This window comes from Streptomyces sp. NPDC047079 (genome assembly GCF_040643755.1).
Lineage (GTDB): Bacteria > Actinomycetota > Actinomycetes > Streptomycetales > Streptomycetaceae > Streptomyces.
Window position 1 is genome coordinate 77,157 of the sequence record NZ_JBEYUZ010000008.1, and the last position, 17,931, is coordinate 95,087.

Genomic DNA, 17,931 nt, shown 5'->3' on the forward strand with positions numbered 1-17,931 from the left:
TGGGGGGTCAGATGGTGTACGGGGCAGCCGGGGGCGGTCCGCGCCGGGACACGGCGTGGCGGAGCAGCGCCTGCCGCAGGAGGCGGCGCCGGTGCGCGCGGGGGCGCGCCAGTCCGGCGTACTCGGGCAGGGGCGCCGTGCCCCACCAGGCGACGAGGCGCGGGACGAAGGCCACGGCCTTGCGCAGCAGCGACCACAGGGCGGCCTCGCCGCGCCGTAGGCACCAGGAGGCGACGAGCGCGGCGACCAGGTGCGCGGCGACGGCGTGCGAGGTCATGACGTGCGGCTGGGCGGCCATGTGCATCCCGTGAGGCATGCCGGGCATGGGCATCGCCGCATCCGGCGGCCCGCCCGCGTCGAAGGCGAGGTGGAGCCCGCCCTGCACAAGGACCATCGCGAGGCCGATGCCGAGGAGGGAACGCTCACGCCCGGCGAGCAGCGCGCTGCCCGCGAAGACGGGCAGAAATCCGGCCACGTCCACCCACACCGCCGGCACCGCGCCCGTGGCCAGCGTGTGTCCCCCGGCGGCGAGCAGCACGCACACGACGGCGAACACCGCCGCGCGCACGCTCCGCATCGCCCAGGACACGTCCATGGGGTGGGATCCTGCCATGCGTGCGGAGGGGGTCACGCCGTTTTCGCAGATCCGGGCGCGCCGAGGGGCCGTCGGGGGTGTGTTGCGGCCGGGGCGACGGGGGCGCCTATCGTGGCGCCCATGCAGTCCTACACAATCGGGCAGGCCGCCCGTCTGCTGGGGGTGAGCCCGGACACCGCGCGGCGCTGGGCGGACGCGGGCCGGATGGCGACCCATCGCGACGAGATCGGCCGCCGGGTCATCGACGGCAAGGACCTGGCCGCGTTCTCGGTGGAGCTCGCGGGCGGCACCGGCGAGGAGGACGCCCCCTCGTACACCTCCGCCCGCAACGCCTTCCCGGGGATCGTCACCGCCGTGAAGCTCGGCGACGTGGCCGCCCAGGTGGAGATCCAGGCGGGTCCGCACCGCTTGGTCTCGCTGCTGACCCGGGAGGCGGTGGAGGAACTCGGCCTGGAGGTCGGGGTGGAGGCCACCGCCCGAGTGAAGTCGACAAACGTACACATCGACCGCACGTGACACCCGCGCCACCGCACAGGCAGGCCCGTAGGGACGCACATGCGCACCTCCACCCCTGATTCGACTAGCCCATGCGATGCGACTGAAGACATACGGATAGCATCTGCGTCAGAATGATCGGCGTATCGGAGGGGTCCGGGGATCTCTCCCGCGACGCACAGAGGGAGTGGACCCGTGATGACCCGTTCCGCGCGCCGAACCCGTCGGACGCTTCAGGTGGCCGGTGCGGGGGCCGCCGCGCTGCTGGCCCTGAGTGCCTGCTCCTCCTCGACCGGCTCCGGCTCCGGATCCGGCTCCGGATCCGCCACGAAGCCGGGCTCAGCGGCGTCCTCGTCGCCGAAGCTGTCCGGCACGGTCACCGTCTTCGCCGCCGCCTCCCTCAAGGAGAGCTTCACGACCCTGGGCAAGGAGTTCGAGAAGGAGCACCCCGGCACGAAGGTCGTCTTCAACTTCGCCGGCAGCGACACCCTCGCCGCGAACATCACCGGCGGCGCCCCCGCCGACGTCTTCGCCGCGGCCAGCCCCAAGACCATGGCCATCGTGGCGGACGGCGAAGCCGCGGCCGGCACCCCGGTCACCTTCGTACGCAACCAGCTGGAGATCGCCACCCTGCCCGGCAATCCGCACAAGATGTCCTCCCTGAGGGACCTCACCAGGTCCGGTATGAAGGTGGTGCTGTGCGACAAGACCGTCCCCTGCGGCGCCGCGGCGCAGAAGGCACTCGACGCGAGCAAGCTGAAGCTCACGCCGGTGTCGTACGAACAGGACGTCAAGGGCGCCCTGACGAAGGTGGAGCTGAAGGAGGCCGACGCGGCGGTCGTCTACAAGACCGATGTGAAGGCGGCGGGTGACAAGGTGCAGGGCGTGCCCTTCCCCGAGTCGGCCAAGGCCGTCAACGACTACCCGATCACCCTGCTCAAGAACGCGCCCAACGCCGAGACGGCCAAGGAGTTCATCGCGCTGGTGCGGTCCGCCGAGGGCCGCAGTGTCCTGACCGAGGCCGGGTTCCTCCAGCCGTGACCCGTTCCGGCACCTCCGACGCCGCGGCCGGCACCCTCACGGACGGCTCGCGGCGCGGGCGTGTCCGCCGTCCGGGGGTGCCGCTGCCGTTGCTGCTGCCTGCGCTGGCCGGCCTGGTGTTCCTGCTGCTGCCGCTGGTGGCCCTGCTGCTGCGGGCCCCGTGGCGCTCCCTGCCGGCCCAGCTGACGAGCACACAGGTGTGGCAGGCGCTCCAGCTGTCCTTGGTGAGCGCGACCGCCGCCACCGCGGTGAGCCTGGTGCTGGGCGTCCCCCTGGCGTGGCTGCTGGCTCGTACGGACTTCCCGGGGCGGGGCCTGGTGCGGGCCCTGGTGACCCTGCCGCTCGTGCTGCCCCCGGTGGTGGGCGGTGTGGCACTGCTGCTGGCGCTCGGGCGCAACGGGGTCGTGGGGCGGTGGCTGGACGCGTGGTTCGGGGTCACGCTGCCTTTCACCACGGCCGGGGTGGTGGTGGCGGAGGCGTTCGTGGCGATGCCGTTCCTGGTCATCAGTGTGGAGGGGACGCTTCGGGCCGCCGACCCGCGCTACGAGGAGGCCGCCACGACGCTCGGCGCCTCCCGTTTCACCGCTTTCCGGCGGGTCACGCTGCCGCTGGTCGCGCCGGGCATCGCGGCCGGAGCCGTGCTCGCGTGGGCGCGGGCGCTGGGCGAGTTCGGGGCCACGATCACCTTCGCGGGCAACTTCCCCGGCCGTACCCAGACGATGCCGCTGGCCGTGTACCTGGCGCTCCAGAACGACCCTGCGGCGGCGATCGCCCTGAGCCTGGTGCTGCTGGCCGTGTCGATCGCGGTCCTGGCGGGACTGCGGGACCGTTGGATGACGGCGTCATGACCCATACGGACCGGTCCTCCGTCCGTCCCGCCTCCGCCGATGCGGGGAGTCAGGGCCTGGACGCGCACATCGTCGTCGAGCGCGGCTCCTTCCGGCTCGATGTCACGCTGGCCGCGGCGCCCGGAGACGTCGTCGCGGTGCTCGGGCCCAACGGCGCCGGCAAGACCACCGCCCTGCGGGCCCTGGCGGGGCTCGTCCCGCTCTCCGGCGGTCATCTGCGGCTCGACGGCGCCGCGCTGGACCGTACGCCGCCCGAGTCGCGTCCCGTGGGCGTCGTCTTCCAGGACTACCTGCTCTTCCCGCATCTGACCGCCCTGGACAACGTGGCCTTCGGACCGCGCTGTCGAGGCGCGTCCAAGGCCCGGGCGCGGGAGGTCGCCACCGGGTGGCTGGAGCGCATGGGCCTCGCCGACCACGCCGGCGCCAAGCCGCGGCGGCTGTCCGGCGGCCAGGCCCAGCGGGTCGCGCTTGCCCGGGCACTGGCCACGAGCCCCCGGTTGCTGCTGCTGGACGAGCCGCTCGCCGCGCTCGACGCCCGCACCCGGCTCAAGGTGAGGGCCGGGCTGCGACGTCACCTCGCCGAGTTCGAGGCGGTGGCGGTGCTCGTGACCCACGACCCGCTCGACGCCATGGTCCTCGCCGACCGGCTGGTGGTCGTGGAGCACGGCCGGGTGGTCCAGGAGGGCACGCCGTCGGACATCGCCCGCCATCCGCGCACCGACTACATCGCCCGGCTGGTGGGGCTCAATCTGTACCGGGGCGTGGCCGAGGGACACTCCGTACGGCTCGACGCCGGTCCCGGGGTCACGACCGACGAGGCTCTGTCGGGGCCCGTCTTCGTGGCGTTCCCGCCGGGCGCGGTGACCCTGTACCGGGAACGGCCCGCCGGCTCCAGTGCGAGGAATCTGTGGCGCTGCGAGGTCGCGGGACTCGAGACCCACGGTGACCGGATCCGGATCGACCTCACCGGTGAGCTGCCCCTGGCGGCGGACCTGACCACCGTCGCCGCGGCCGAACTCGGTCTCCAGCCGGGCGCTCCGGTCTGGGCGACCGTGAAGGCGGCGCAGACGCACACGTATCCGGCCTGACACGCCACGCGGGTGCGGCCTGACACGCCACGCGCCTGTGGCGAGGGAATTCGGCCGCCGCTGGCTCAGCATAGGAACAGAACCCGGCGTTTTCCCCTGTTCCTCGAGGCGCACTCATGAACCTGAGCATCCGCAACCAGCTTGCCGGCACCGTGACGACCGTCACCCCGGGTGAGGTCATGGCGGCCGTCAAGGTGAGACTGGCCGGGGGCCAGGACATCACCGCCGCGATCACCGCGGAGGCCGTCGACGAGCTGGATCTCGCCCCGGGCGCCTCCGTGCACGTGCTGATCAAGTCGACGGAGGTCGCGCTCGCCACCACGGCGGTGGAGAACGTCTCCATCCGGAACCAGTTGCCGGGGACCGTCGACCGTGTCTCCACGGGCGGCGCCATGGCATCGGTCAAGGTCTCCGTCGTGGGCGGCACACTCACGGCCGTGATCACGAGGATCGCCGCGGAGGACCTCGGCCTGGCGCCCGGCTCCTCGGTCGTCGCCCTGATCAAGTCGACGGAGATCTCCCTCGCGACGGCCTGATCCCGGAGGGCGGCACCCGCGCGGATACGGCGGCGGTCACCTGTACCGGTGATGGCGGGAACGTTCGCCACCCCACTATCGTCTACAGTTCAGTAGACGGTCTACAGATTTGCAGTCAGCCGCCGGGTGGCGCAGTGCCGCACCCGGCCCCCGTGAAAGGCTCGCGACGATGGCCACACCCCTGTCACAGGGAGCGCAGCTCGCCGTGAACGTGCTGGACGCCCAGTCCCTGCTCGCGGCCTTCGGCGTGCTCGGCGTCGGCATCGTGATGTTCGCCGAGACGGGCCTGCTCATCGGCTTCTTCCTGCCCGGCGACTCCCTGCTGTTCACGGCGGGCCTGCTGTGCACCGGCTCGGGCCGGCACGGGGTGCATCTGTCGCTGCCCGCGCTGCTCGTCGCGGCGGCCGTGGGCGCGCTCGCCGGATCCCAGTGCGGCTATCTCATCGGGCGCAAGGCGGGTGGCGCGCTGCTCGCCCGCAGCCGCTCGGCCCGGCTGAAGGAAGGCGCTCAGCGCGCCGAGGAGCTCCTCGACCGGTACGGACACGCGAAGGCGATCGTCCTGGCCCGCTTCGTCCCCGTAGTGCGCACGGTGCTGAACCCGATGGCCGGCGCGCTGCACGTGCCCGCGCGCACCTTCACCCTCTGGCAGGTGGCCGGCGGCCTGGTATGGAGCCTCGGCCTCACCCTCGCCGGGTACGCGCTCGGCTCCTCGGTGCCGAACGTCGACAAGTACCTGCTCCCGATGATCGCGCTGATCGTCGTGGTCTCGCTGATCCCGCTCGCCCTGGAGCTCCTGCGCTCCCGCCGGGCCGCGAAGGCGGGTGCCCGCGGATGACGTACGCCTCGGATGTGCGCCTTGCGGTCCCTGGAACCCGCGGGGATCACAGCGCCTTGCGCCGCATCAGCACGCCGAGCACCACGAGACCGGGGACGAGCGGCAGCCACACGGTCAGCAGCCGGTAGCCGAGGACCACGGAAGCCGCCGCGCTGCCGGGGACTCCGGCGAGCTTGAGCGCGAGCGCGAGCGCGGCGTCGAGGGACCCGATGCCGCCGGGGGTGGGCAGCAGAACGGCCGCGCTGCTCGCCGCGAGGTAGGCCAGTGCCACCCGCTCCGGTGGCAGGGGCAGGCCGAGGGAGCGGGTGACCGCGACGACCACCAGCGCGTGCAGCGAGGAGAAGGCCAGCGATCCGCCCCACAGGGCGGCTGCCCGCCCGGGTAGCCGATGCAGGGCCCGCACGTCCGCCGACACGGCTCGCACGGCTCGCCGCAGCGATCCGGACAGCCACAGCAGCGGGAGTGCGGCGGTCGCCAGGAGCGCCGCCACCACGACGGCCACGGAGACACGTGGTATCCGCAGCAGCCCGGGTCCGGCGAGGGCGAGGACGGCGATCAGCGCGCCCCGGGTCACGCCCCCGACGGTGGCCTTGACCGCGAGGGCGGTCGCCGAGCGGGGCACGGACAGTCCGCAGCGGGTCAGAAAGCGCAGATTGACGGCGCCTGCGCCGACGCCCGCGGGCAGCACATGGTTGGCGGCGGACGCGGCGAACTGCGCCGCCACCAGCCGGCCACCGGGCAGCGCCTCGGCCACCGCGCCCTGCTGGGCGACGGCCGAGCAGGCCCAGGTCGACGCCGCGGCCGTCGCCCCGAGGAGCAGCCAGCCCGGGTCGGCGCCCGCGAGCCGGGCGGCGCCGGCCTCGATCACGGGCCAGTGGCGCCGGGCGAGCAACGCGGTGCACACCAGCACCACGAGGGTGACGGCGGCGTGCCAGGGGGCGCGGGCATGCAGGGCCCTGGTCCGGGCGGGAGCCGTCTCCGGGGCGTCGGGGGGCGTCTGCGTGGTCGTCGGCGGGGTCATCCGTGTCCGCCCACGGCCGTCGACGGTGCGGTCCTGGGGGCGATGTACAGACGGATGCCGTCGAAGGAGTGGGCGGGCCAGCCGTGGGTGTACGACGGCGGGCGGCCCGTGGGCGTGCCGAGGTGGGCGACGGGCATGCGCTGTGCGGCCCGCGCGATGTCGGCGGCGGTGCTGTTGGCGTTGCTGCCGCTGGTCGCCGCCGAGGAGCAGCCGGTGTAGAAGGCGATGGGGACGGACTCGTTCCCGGTCAGCAGGCAGGGCGGCCGGACGCCCAACCGGTGCAGTTCGGCGGCGGTGCGGGACCAGCCGTGGCGGTCGGCGGTGGTGCGGGCCACGGTGCGGTGCAGCACCGCGTACTGCACCGCCAGATGGCCGGCCAGCCCGAGCGCCACGAGCGTCGCCATGACGGGCCGCCACCGGCCGTCCGGTGCGGTCACCAGGTGGAGGAGGGCGTCGGCGACCGGGATCGCGAGCAGGGCGTAGGCGGGGAGCAGGAACCGTGGCGCGGCGTATCCGATCAGGAAGAGATAGGGGAGGGCCGCCGTCGCCGCGCAGGCCAGCGGCACTAGGGTGCGGGCCGGGCGCCGGGCCCCGACCGCGACGATCGCCGCGAGCAAGGCGAACAGGGGCAGCGTGAACCACCAGGCCGTCACCGCCGGGTTGGGCAGCGCGCCCGTGCAGGGACGGCACAGGGCGCGCCCGGCGAGGCTGCGCAGCTGGTCGGTGACGGCGACGTCCCAGCCCAGGCCGCCCTGGATCCGGGAGCCCTCGGACAGGCGCCGCACGAGCCCCCCGTAGTCGGCGTACGCCTCGGCGATCCACTCGGCCGCCCCGAGGGTCAGCCCGCCCACGAGCGCGGACAGCAGCGCGAGGCACCGCCACCGGCGTACGGCCACCAGCAGGACCAGCAGGGGTGTGGTGATCCACAGGGCGTCCATGGGCCGCATCCACGCCATCAGCGCAGCGCTCGCCGCGACTCCCCACACGGGCGCCCGGTCGGTGCGGTCGGCGTGGGCGCGCAGGAAACAGCCGGTACCGGCGAGGGCGCCGACCGCGACCCAGTAGTTGGGCATGACCTGCGGGCCGTAGAACAGGGTGACCCACAGGCTCCCGAACAGGGCACCGCCGAGCGCGAGCACCCGGACCGGGAAGAGACCCCGCCAGGCACGCAGGGCGAGAAACAGGGCGGCGCCGGACAGCACTGCCAGATACGCCCGGAGCAGCGCGGTGGAGGAGGACCACGAGGTGACGGGCGCGACCAGGAGCGATATGCCCCGGGCGCGCGGCGCGCTGAAGTACGCGGCGGGGGCGTGGGCGCTGACCTGGCTGACGTACACCGTCTCGTCCCAGCCGAGCCCCATCCCCGGCCGTACAAGGACGAGCTGAGCCAGCGTGAAGGCGCCCGCGACCACGGCGATCAGGCTCTGACCGGGGTCGCGCCATGACGAACCGGCGACCGAGGGCCCCGCGAGCCGGCGGACTCCTGCGAGTGTGATGTTCGAGCTGCTGGTCACGGCCCACCCCTCACTTCCCTACAAACCGTAGGGGCTCCCACCCTACAAGCCGTAGGGTCGAGTCGACGGCGAAAGTCGGGAATGAAGTCGGTAAAACACGGACAAGTTAAACCCGCGCAGTGAGACGCCGCAGGGCGAGACGGCTCGCCACACCGGCCACACGCGGATCGCACTCCGCCGAACGGGTGATCCGCGCTCACCACCGGCCGCCCCCACTGCCACCCCTGCCACTTCCCTACGCGCTGTAAGGTTGCGGGCATGGCTGGCACAGGCCCCCAGGGCAGGGCGGAACGACGCAGCGCCGGCGAGCTGGAGAGCGAGGTACTCGCCACACTCTGGGCCACCGAGCGGGCGCTGACACCGGCCGAGATCCAGACCGAGATCGGCGGCGGCCTCGCCTACAACACCGTCCACACGATCCTCAAACGCCTGTACGACAAGGGACTTGTGCTGCGTGACGTGGACGGACGGCGCGGCGCGTACCGGCCCGCGAAGAACGCGGCCGAGTTCACCGCCGAGGCCATGCGCGAGGCCCTCGACCGCGGACCGGACCCGATCGCCACGCTCCAGCAGTTCGTGACCGGACTGAGCCCCGCGGAGGAGCAGGCCCTGCGCGATCTCCTGGGCGGGGGTGTGCACCGGCACCCCGGCGGGGGCACCCCCTGAGAACCGAGGTCCCCCTCCCCCTCCCTCGCCTTCACGGACCACGGCGGATCTGACACCCCGTCAATCGCACGGTGATCAATCCCCCGGCAGGGCCACCGTTCACCACACGAGGGAATCGAACGACGTCACGCACACCCTTCCCCCAGGGCGGAGTGAAAGCGTCGTCAGCGTGGGAGCAGCGCCACACTCCGTACGGTCCCGGGTGACGTGCGGTCGCGCATGGTCCGGGCATACGAAGAGACGAGCACAAGGTGAGGAGACCAAGCGCTCGGCCGAGGCCGGGATCGAGGTGAGGAAGGTGAGACGTGATGCTCCTACAGGGTGCCGACGGTCACCGCGTGGTGCCGGTGGTGGAGTGGCTGCTGGAGACCGCTTCCCTGCGCGACTTTCTGCAGCATCTGGTCGAGGACGCGGTCCGGACCGTCCCCGCCGCCGAGGGCTGCGGTGTCACCCTGCAACGCAGTCACCGGCCCCTGACCGTGGTCAGCACCGGCGATGTGGCCGACAAGCTGGACGAAAAGCAGTACGGGCAGGACGACGGACCCTGTCTGCAAGCCCTGCGCACCGGGCAGGTGGTGCACTCGGCGGACCTGCTCGACGAAGGCCGCTGGGGGTCCTACCCCTCCTTCGCGGTGTCCCTGGGCGTCCGCTCCTGCCTCTCCCTGCCGATCCCGGTGCACGCCCACACCGTCGGCGCCCTCAACTTCTACAGCGCCGGGGCGGGTTGCTTCACCCGCCGGGACGAGAGTGTGCTGGCCCAGTTCGCGGCACAGGCCGGAGGGGGCATCGCCCTGGCCCAGCGCCTGGCCGACGCGGAGGACTTCACACGTGACCTCCAGAACGCCTTGCAGTCACGCGCCGTCATCGACCAGGCCATCGGCGCGACCATGCAGCAGCGGCACTGCACCGCCGACCAGGCGTTCGCCGTCCTGCGCGCCCTGTCCCAGCAGACCAACAGCAAACTGCGCGAGGTCTGCGCCCGCCTGCTCACCGACCTGGGCGGGCAACCGCCCGAGCAGCAGCCGCCCCTGCGTCCCCGGCCCTGACCGCCCCTGCACAGATCCACCGGGAGGCGGACGCGCACACCACCGAGTCGCCGATGAGAGCGCGGACCCTACGACGTCCGCCGCCGACCAGGTGAGGTGAGTACCCGGCGGGAGGCGCTTCGCATCGGGCCTCGGTGCCGACCGCTTCGGGTCGGCACCGACACCGCCGTACGGGAGCGGTTCAGGCCGCCATGACGGCGGGCCTGTCCTCCCCCCACTGCCTCCAGGGAGTGGGGCGTGCCCCCTTCGTCCAGCAGGTCCGGGTCGTCATGCGGGGGTAAACCGACAGGGGACTCCGCTCAATTCACGGCATGTGATCCAGACCACGGTGCCCGCCGGAACCGACAAGGATTTCTACCCGACATCCGGCAGAGAACGCGTCAGTAGCAGCAGCCCGCACGCGTTGATGGAACCGGTCAGGAATCGAGAAGCGCCTGCTCCTCAGTCGCGCCTACCGTAACCGCCATGGACCTCACTCTTCCTCCCGGCTCCGACCCGCTACGCTGGCCAGGCCGTACCGCCGGTTCCGTATCCCCCCACGCCCCGGCCAGGCTTGGCGCGAGGTGAGCGAGATGCCTGACCGTGAGCGGATGGGCCCCGGCCGCTGGTTGGTCTGACGCCTCGCCGGGCGCGCCGCATGGCCGGGACCACGGGCTCCACGGTCCAAGCGGCGTGGGGGCGCCTCGAGGTCCCTGCGCCGAGCTCGACCCGCGCCGACGAAGAAGAAGCCGACACAAGAGAACCGGACGTACTGCTCGAAGCTGGTCAGATCGAGACACGCGACGCCGGCCGGAGACCGCACAGGCGGCCCGCGCAACAGATGGAGACACGAAGAGCATGGCCCCGAGGACGGACACGCAGTCGCCCGCGCCGCACGCTGCCGACAGCCACGATCTGATCCGCGTGCACGGCGCACGCGAGAACAACCTCAAGGACGTCAGCATCGAGATCCCGAAGCGCCGGCTGACGGTGTTCACCGGCGTCTCCGGCTCGGGCAAGAGCTCTCTGGTGTTCAACACGATCGCCGCGGAGTCGCAGCGGCTGATCAACGAGACCTACAGCGCCTTCGTGCAGGGTTTCATGCCGACGCTGGCGCGGCCCGAGGTCGACGTACTCGAAGGCCTGACGACCGCGATCATCGTCGACCAGGAGCGGATGGGTGCCGACCCCCGCTCCACGGTCGGCACCGCCACCGACGCCAACGCGATGCTGCGCATCCTCTTCAGCCGGCTCGGGCAGCCGCACATCGGCCCGCCCGGCGCGTTCGCCTTCAACGTGCCCTCGGTGCGCGCGAGCGGCGCGATCACGGTCGAGCGCGGTAACGGCACGGCCGTGAAAGCGACCTACACCCGCACCGGCGGCATGTGTCCGCGTTGCGAGGGCCGGGGCACGGTCACCGACCTCGACCTCTCCCAGCTCTACGACGACTCCAAGTCGCTCGCCGAGGGGGCGCTCACCATCCCCGGCTACAAGGCGGGCGGCTGGAACTACCGGCTCTACAGCGAGTCGGGTTTCTACGACCCCGACAAGCCGATCCGCGAGTACACCAAGAAGGAGCTGCACGACTTCCTGCACCGCGAGCCGACCAGGATGAAGATCGCGGGCATCAACATGACCTACGAGGGTCTGATCCCGCGGATCCAGAAGTCGATGCTCTCCAAGGACCGGGAGGCGATGCAGCCGCACATCCGGGAGTTCGTGGACCGGGCGGTCACCTTCACCACCTGTCAGGAGTGCGAGGGGACCCGGCTCAGCGAGGGGGCCCGGTCGTCGAAGATCAAGGGGATCAGCATCGCCGACGCCTGCGCGATGCAGATCAGCGACCTGGCCGACTGGATCCGCGGCCTCGACGAGCCGTCGGTGGCGCCGCTGCTCGGCAAGCTTCAGCACACCCTCGACTCGTTCACGGAGATCGGTCTCGGCTACCTCTCGCTCGACCGGCCGTCGGGCACGCTGTCGGGCGGCGAGGCACAGCGCGTCAAGATGATCCGCCACCTCGGCTCCTCGCTCACCGACGTCACCTACGTCTTCGACGAGCCCACGACCGGCCTGCACCCCCATGACATCCAGCGGATGAACAACCTGCTGCTGCGGCTGCGGGACAAGGGCAACACGGTGCTCGTCGTGGAACACAAGCCGGAGATGATCGCGATCGCCGACCACGTCGTCGACCTCGGCCCCGGCGCCGGCACGGCGGGCGGCACCGTCTGCTTCGAGGGCACCGTCGAAGGGCTGCGGGCCGGCGACACCCTCACCGGCCGCCATCTCGACGACCGGGCCTCCCTCAAGGAGACGGTGCGCAAACCCACCGGCACGCTCGAGATCCACGGCGCGACGGCGAACAACCTGCGCGACGTCGATGTCGACATCCCGCTCGGGGTGCTCGTCGTCGTCACCGGCGTCGCGGGCTCCGGCAAGAGCTCGCTGGTGCACGCCTCGGTCCCCGCCGGCGCGGGTGTGGTGTCGATCGACCAGGGCGCCATCCGCGGCTCGCGGCGGAGCAACCCGGCGACGTACACCGGACTGCTCGACCCGATCCGCAAGGCGTTCGCGAAGGCCAACGGCGTGAAGCCGGCGCTGTTCAGCGCCAACTCCGAGGGCGCCTGCCCCACCTGCAACGGCGCCGGCGTCATCTACACCGACCTGGCGATGATGGCCGGTGTCGCCACCACCTGCGAGGAGTGCGAGGGGAAGCGGTTCCAGGCTTCGGTGCTCGACCACCACCTCGGCGGCCGCGACATCAGCGAGGTGCTCGCGATGTCGGTGACCGAGGCGGAGGAGTTCTTCGGCGCCGGCGAGGCACGCACTCCGGCCGCGCACCGCATCCTGGAGCGGCTCGCCGACGTCGGGCTCGGCTACCTCACCCTCGGCCAGCCGCTCACCACGCTGTCCGGCGGCGAGCGGCAGCGGCTCAAGCTGGCCACCCACATGTCCGAGAAGGGCGGCGTCTACGTCCTCGACGAGCCGACCACCGGCCTCCATCTCGCCGATGTCGAGCAGTTGCTGGGCCTGCTCGACCGGCTCGTCGACTCCGGCAAGTCGGTCATCGTCATCGAGCACCACCAGGCGGTCATGGCGCACGCCGACTGGATCGTCGACCTCGGCCCGGGCGCCGGTCACGACGGCGGCCGGATCGTTTTCGAGGGCACGCCCGCCGACCTCGTCGCCGCCCGCTCCACCCTCACCGGCGAGCACCTCGCGGCCTACGTCGGCATCTGACCGAAGCCCAGCTCCTCGACGGAGCCGGCGGGCCGCCGCCTGACGCGGCGGCCCGCCGGTCCTCCGCACCACCAGCTTCGGGTGGAGCACCGCAGCCAGCGAGTGTCAACGGCGCGCACCGTGCGCCGGCGGCGGCGAGCCGCCCCAGCGGATCAACCGAAGAGGACGGTCGTCGTCATGCGGGCGTCGTTGTTCACCAGGACGCAGATGCCGTAGCGGCGGCAGGTCGGCAGGACCGCTCGATGCCGCGGTTGACAGAACCTCGCGCAGTGAGGCACGACGCTCGGTGTCTGCCCTGGCGCCGGGAGGACACCGGGCTGCCGTCCGGGTGCCGGATCTCCGACCCTCAGGTGGCGCTGAGCATGCCTTCGCGCAGGCGGGCCAGGAGGCGGGTGATGAGCCGCGAGACGTGCATCTGGGAGACTCCGAGACGTTCGCCGATCTGGGCCTGGGTGAGTTCCTCGACGAACCGCCAGTGGATGATCTTGCGATCGCGTTCATCGAGTTCGGCGATCATCGGGGCGAGGGCGTGGAAGTCCTCGATCAGGCCGAGGGCGGCGTCCTCGTCGCCGATGAAGTCCGCCAGCGCGGCCTCACCGTCCTCGCTGCCGTTGATCGCCGCGTCCAGGGAGGCCGACTTGTAGCCGTTGGAGGCCAGCTGGGCCTCGACGACCTCGTCCTCCGGAAGGCTCATCAGCTCGGACAGCTCTTTGATCGTCGGTGTCCGGCCCAGTCGGCTGCGCAGTTCCTCGTTGGCACGGGCGAGTTGGACGCGGGCTTCCTGGAGCCGACGCGGGACGTGCACGGCCCAGGACGTGTCGCGGAAGAACCGCTTGATCTCCCCCACGATGTACGGCACGGCGAAAGAGGTGAACTCGACCTCGCGCGACAACTCGAACCGGTCGATCGCCTTGATGAGCCCGATCATGCCGACCTGGACGATGTCCTCCATCTCCTCGGGCCCCCGGCTGCGAAACCGGCCTGCCGCGTAGCGGACCAGGGACATGTTCATCTCGATCAGCGTGTTGCGCGCGTACTGGTACGCGGGCGTGCCCTCCTCCAGCACCGCCAACTGGTCGAAGAACAGCTTCGACAACTCCCGCGCGTCCTTGGGCGCGACCTTGGAAGGGTCCGCGACCTCCGGAAGGTCCACCGTCTGCCCAGCGGTCTGCGTGGTCGTCGCCATCATGCGCCCTCCCAGTCGATCGGCCTCGTGTTCGCCGGTCCATCGTCCGGCGAACACGCGCATACCCCGGCGGCCGACCAGCATTCCTCGAACTTCTGTCAGTCCCCGCTCGGCTCTCCGTGGCTGCGTACGATTTCCTTCACCTTGGCCACCGCGAACCCCCAGCCCTGTTCGACGGTCGGCTTGGCCGGCACGGCGATCTCGTCGGGGTTGGTGAGGACGTCGAGCAGGACCGGGCCCGGAGTGCGGAAGGCGCGTCGCACGGCGCTCTCCACGTCGGCCGGGTCGGTCACGCGGATGCCGGTGATGCCCATGGCCTCGGCTACGGCGGCGAAGTCGGGGTTGTCGAGCACGGTGCCGAACTCGGGCAGTCCGGCCTGCTCCTGTTCCAGTTTCACCATGCCGAGCCGGCGGTTGTCGAAGACGACGAGCTTGACGGGAAGGCGGTACGTCTTCAGGGTCATGAGGTCGCCAAGGAGCATGCTCAGCCCGCCGTCGCCGCAGAAGGCCACGACCTGGCGCTCGCGGTCCAGGCTCTGGGCACCCAGAGCGTGGGGCATGGCGTTGGCCATCGAGCCGAGGTTGTAGGAGCCGATGAGGCGTCGCTCGCCGCGCATCTCGACGAAGCGAGAAAGCCACACCGTGGCCATCCCCGTGTCGGAGGTGAAGACGGCGTCGTCGGCCGCGACCTGGTCGACGGCCGCGGCCAGTACTTCGGGGCGGATGTCGTGGGCACGGTTGTCCAGAGCGGAGCGGATGCGGCCCACGACACCCTGGTCGTGCGACGGGTCGGCGAGCCGGGCCTGACCTGTGCGCCACTGGTCGAAGCGTTTACGCGCCTTCTCCAGGTGCGAGCGGTCACGTGCGCCTCGGGACCCGGCAGGCGCGGCGGTGAGGTCGTCCAGGAGGTCGCGTACGGTGGCGCCGGTGTCCCCCACGAGCCCGACGTGGACGGGTACTCGGCGCCCGATGTGGGTGGCCTCGGTGTCCACCTGGATCACGGTCCGGCCCTCGGGATACCAGTCCCGGTAGGGGAAGTCCGTGCCGAGCAGCAGGAGGGTGTCCGCGTCCTGGAGGGCCGCCGCCGCGGCGGGGTTGCCGATCAGCCCCGTCTGACCGACCTGGAAGGGGTTGTGGTCGCCCTCGAAACCCGCCTTGGCCTTCAGCGTCAGCACCATCGGTGCGGCCAGGCGGCCGGCGAGGGTGAGGACGTCCTCGCGGGCGGCTCGGGCGCCCTCCCCGACGAGCAGGGTGACCCGTTCGGAGCGGTCCAGGAGTTCCGCGGCGCGGCGGACGGCCGACCCGTCCGGTCGGCTCAGCGGAGCGTTCAGGGAGAAGCGGGGCGGCCGGTCGGCGGTCAGTTCCCGCTCGCCGAGGTCGCCCGGCACGGTGAGGACGGCGACGCCCTTGCGGCCCAGTGCGTGACGCACCGCCGTCTCCAGCATCTGCGGAAGCTGGTCGGGAGAGGTGATGGTCGCGCGGAAGACGGCCACGTCGCTGAAGAGGGCGTCGTTGTCGACCTCCTGGAAGTAGTCGCTGCCGAGTTCGGCGAGCGGTACCTGACCGGCGATCGCCAGGACCGGGGCATGGCTCTTGGCCGCGTCGTACAGCCCGTTGAGAAGGTGGACGGAACCGGGTCCGACGGTGCCCATGCACACGCCGAGCGTGCCGGTGAGCTGTGACTGGGCGCTCGCGGCGAAGGCCGCCGCCTCCTCGTGCCGGCAGCCCACCCACTCCAGGCCCTCGGTCGTGCGGATTGCGTCCGTCAGGGGGTTGAGCGCGTCTCCTACGACGCCGAACACCTGGCGCACGCCGAGCTCGCTCAGCGCGTCCACGATGACGCGGGCAACAGTACGGGCCACGTGAGTCCTCCAGGTCACACGGTGAAACGGTCAGGGTCGGCGGCCTTCCAGTCGGCCGCCCAAGAGGCCGGCGGCTCGGCGAGCAGCTGCCTCGGCTCGAGCCACTCGTACAGCTCCTCGTAGGAGCGCTCGGTGAAGGGGTCCACGCGCTGGCGGAGCATGTGCGGACGCAGTTGCGCGGGATCGGTGACGCCCATGGACGCCATGATCTGCAGCGCGCTGGCCACGGTCGCCTCCTGGAAGCGCTGGACGCGCGCCGTCTTGTCACGGACGTCGAGGGCGCGGGCTCGGCGGGGGTCCTGGGTCGTGACGCCGGTGGGGCAGGTGTTCGTGTGGCACTTCTGGGCCTGGATGCAGCCGACGGCGAACATCATCGCCCGCGCGGCGTTGCCGTAGTCGGCGCCCTGCACCATGCGTTTGACCAGGTCGGTGCCGGTGGCGATCTTGCCGCTCGCGCCGACCTTGATCCGGTCGCGCAGGCCCGTGCCCACGAGGGCGTTGTGCACGGTGAGCAAACCCTCGGTGAGCGGGGTGCCGACATGGTCGGCGAACTCCAGCGGCGCCGCACCGGTCCCGCCCTCGGCGCCGTCCACCACGATGAAGTCAGGCGCCGTGCCCTCCTCCAGCATGGCCTTGCACACGGCCAGGAACTGCCGGCGCGAGCCCACACACAGCTTGAACCCGGCGGGCTTGCCACCGGACAAATCGCGCATTCGGGCGATGAAGCGGACGAGTTCCCGCGGGGTGGAGAACACCCGGTGGTACGGCGGGGAGACGACCGTCCGCCCCTCGGGCACGTCCCGGACACGGGCGATCTCGGCGTTCACCTTGGCTCCCGGCAGAACACCGCCGATGCCGGGCTTCGCGCCCTGCGACAGTTTCAGGGACACGCACTTGACGTGATCGTGTGCGGCCTTGTCGGCGAACTCGGCCGCGTCGAAATCGCCCTTCTCGGTACGGCAGCCGAAGTACCCGGTGCCGATCTCCCAAACCAGGTCGCCCCCAGGACGGAGGTGATACTCGGACAGCCCGCCTTCACCGGTGTCCTGGGCGAAACCCCCCGCCGCGGCACCTCCGTTGAGCGCGAGGACCGCGTTGGCCGACAGCGAGCCGAAACTCATCGCCGAGACGTTCAGCAGTGCCATGTCGTACGGCCGGCTGCAGTCCGGACCGCCGATCCGCACGCGCGGCGGGTTCTTCGGCACCGGGCAGGGCGCCATCGACGGGACCAGGAACTCGTGACCGGGGTGGTATACATCCCGCTCGGTGCCGTACGGCTCCTCCGCGTCGGTGCCCTTGGCCCGCTCGTAGACGATGCTGCGCACATCCCGGTCGAAGGGGCGCCCGTCGTAGTTCCGCTCGATGAAGTACTGCTGCAGTTCCGGGCGTATGCGCTCCATGAGGTAGCGGGCATGGCCGAGCACGGGATAGTTGCGCAGCACCGAGTGCCGACGCTGCACCAGGTCCCAGGCGCCGAGCACACCCACGAACGTGAGCGGAAGCACCAGGAACCACCACCAGGGCGAGATCCCGACCGCTGCAGCCAGAGCCCCGAGAGCGGTCACCAGAGTCAGGACGACGATTCCAACGCGAGTCACACCTGGCGCATTGCCCGGTTGTCGATCCCCATGCGCGACAGCCGGGCACCGGACGCTCTCAGTCGCCGGAGCCGCTGGACGGGCCCGCCTGGCCCGCGAGCGAGGGCGTCCGTCCGTCGCCTCCTGCGGTGTGGGCCTGCGCCCCCTTCTGGCGTCCCCCTTTTCCCCGCCCCGGCGGCGTGCTGGTGGGCCGCCCGGCAGACGGCCGGGTCGATGTTCACATCCCAGATGATCAGGCCCTTCGCGTCCGCTTCGGCCTGGAGCCGGGTGGTCGTCCTCGCCCAAGCGCCGTCCCGCTGCCGGCGGCGGAACAGGTCGTAGACCCGGTCCCACGGGCCAGTAGCGTTCCGCGCATACCAGGGGCACGGTCCGGGTCCGCCA

General features: G+C 71.6%; 15 protein-coding genes and 1 pseudogene. 9 read left to right on the forward strand and 7 right to left on the reverse strand.

Annotation, left to right across the window (positions count from 1 at the left end; genetic code table 11):
* Positions 1–7 precede the first annotated feature (7 nt).
* Entirely contained in the window at positions 8–595 is a 588-nt protein-coding gene (locus tag ABZ823_RS13705) for a hypothetical protein (RefSeq protein ID WP_361658366.1), read from the reverse strand.
* Positions 596–715: 120 nt separating this feature from the next.
* Here ABZ823_RS13705 and ABZ823_RS13710 point away from each other — a divergent pair, with 120 nt between their 5' ends.
* The 6 genes from ABZ823_RS13710 (at position 716) to ABZ823_RS13735 (ending at position 5,438) form a co-directional block, all read left to right on the forward strand.
* A complete protein-coding gene (locus ABZ823_RS13710) occupies positions 716–1,111 on the forward strand; it encodes a helix-turn-helix transcriptional regulator (RefSeq protein ID WP_361658369.1) in 396 nt (131 codons plus the stop codon).
* Positions 1,112–1,288: 177 nt separating this feature from the next.
* Positions 1,289–2,131, forward strand: a complete 843-nt coding sequence (gene modA / locus ABZ823_RS13715; RefSeq protein ID WP_361658372.1) for a molybdate ABC transporter substrate-binding protein — start codon at positions 1,289–1,291, stop codon at positions 2,129–2,131.
* Positions 2,128–2,979 (forward strand): molybdate ABC transporter permease subunit, encoded by an 852-nt coding sequence (gene modB / locus ABZ823_RS13720; protein ID WP_361658375.1) that lies wholly within the window; start codon positions 2,128–2,130, stop codon positions 2,977–2,979. Before modA ends, modB begins: the two co-directional genes overlap by 4 nt.
* The gene (locus tag ABZ823_RS13725; RefSeq protein ID WP_361658378.1) at positions 2,976–4,067 is read left to right on the forward strand and encodes an ABC transporter ATP-binding protein; all 1,092 of its coding nucleotides are present in this window, start codon (positions 2,976–2,978) and stop codon (positions 4,065–4,067) included. Before modB ends, ABZ823_RS13725 begins: the two co-directional genes overlap by 4 nt.
* A gap of 116 nt (positions 4,068–4,183) precedes the next feature.
* Positions 4,184–4,603: a TOBE domain-containing protein gene (locus tag ABZ823_RS13730; RefSeq protein WP_361658381.1), complete on the forward strand. Its 420-nt coding sequence runs from the start codon at positions 4,184–4,186 to the stop codon at positions 4,601–4,603.
* 169 nt (positions 4,604–4,772) lie between these two features.
* Positions 4,773–5,438, forward strand: a complete 666-nt coding sequence (locus ABZ823_RS13735) for a DedA family protein (protein WP_361658384.1) — start codon at positions 4,773–4,775, stop codon at positions 5,436–5,438.
* 46 nt (positions 5,439–5,484) lie between these two features.
* On the opposite strand, the gene ABZ823_RS13740 is transcribed toward ABZ823_RS13735, so the two are convergent.
* Entirely contained in the window at positions 5,485–6,459 is a 975-nt protein-coding gene (locus tag ABZ823_RS13740) for a YbhN family protein (protein WP_361658387.1), read from the reverse strand.
* The gene (locus ABZ823_RS13745; RefSeq protein WP_361658390.1) at positions 6,456–7,973 is read right to left on the reverse strand and encodes a hypothetical protein; all 1,518 of its coding nucleotides are present in this window, start codon (positions 7,971–7,973) and stop codon (positions 6,456–6,458) included. The genes ABZ823_RS13740 and ABZ823_RS13745 overlap by 4 nt, the downstream gene beginning before the upstream one ends.
* A 258-nt stretch (positions 7,974–8,231) precedes the next feature.
* Between ABZ823_RS13745 and ABZ823_RS13750 the strand changes: the two genes are divergently transcribed.
* From ABZ823_RS13750 to ABZ823_RS13760, 3 genes are all read left to right on the forward strand, one after another.
* On the forward strand, positions 8,232–8,639 hold the full coding sequence (locus ABZ823_RS13750; protein ID WP_361658392.1) for a BlaI/MecI/CopY family transcriptional regulator: 408 nt from the start codon (positions 8,232–8,234) through the stop codon (positions 8,637–8,639).
* Positions 8,640–8,947: 308 nt separating this feature from the next.
* Positions 8,948–9,685, forward strand: a complete 738-nt coding sequence (locus tag ABZ823_RS13755; protein WP_361658395.1) for a GAF and ANTAR domain-containing protein — start codon at positions 8,948–8,950, stop codon at positions 9,683–9,685.
* 837 nt (positions 9,686–10,522) lie between these two features.
* A complete protein-coding gene (locus ABZ823_RS13760) occupies positions 10,523–12,904 on the forward strand; it encodes an excinuclease ABC subunit UvrA (RefSeq protein WP_361658398.1) in 2,382 nt (793 codons plus the stop codon).
* Between the two features lie 346 nt (positions 12,905–13,250).
* On the opposite strand, the gene ABZ823_RS13765 is transcribed toward ABZ823_RS13760, so the two are convergent.
* The 4 genes and pseudogenes from ABZ823_RS13765 to ABZ823_RS13780 form a co-directional block, all read right to left on the reverse strand.
* Positions 13,251–14,090 (reverse strand): RNA polymerase sigma factor SigF, encoded by an 840-nt coding sequence (locus ABZ823_RS13765; protein ID WP_361658726.1) that lies wholly within the window; start codon positions 14,088–14,090, stop codon positions 13,251–13,253.
* A gap of 98 nt (positions 14,091–14,188) precedes the next feature.
* The gene (locus ABZ823_RS13770; RefSeq protein ID WP_361658401.1) at positions 14,189–15,952 is read right to left on the reverse strand and encodes a thiamine pyrophosphate-dependent enzyme; all 1,764 of its coding nucleotides are present in this window, start codon (positions 15,950–15,952) and stop codon (positions 14,189–14,191) included.
* A gap of 14 nt (positions 15,953–15,966) precedes the next feature.
* Positions 15,967–17,550, reverse strand: a complete 1,584-nt coding sequence (locus ABZ823_RS13775; protein ID WP_361658404.1) for an FMN-binding glutamate synthase family protein — start codon at positions 17,548–17,550, stop codon at positions 15,967–15,969.
* 167 nt (positions 17,551–17,717) lie between these two features.
* Positions 17,718–17,813: pseudogene (locus ABZ823_RS13780) on the reverse strand (IS5/IS1182 family transposase); the annotation flags it as partial.
* Between the last annotated feature and the right edge of the window lie 118 nt (positions 17,814–17,931).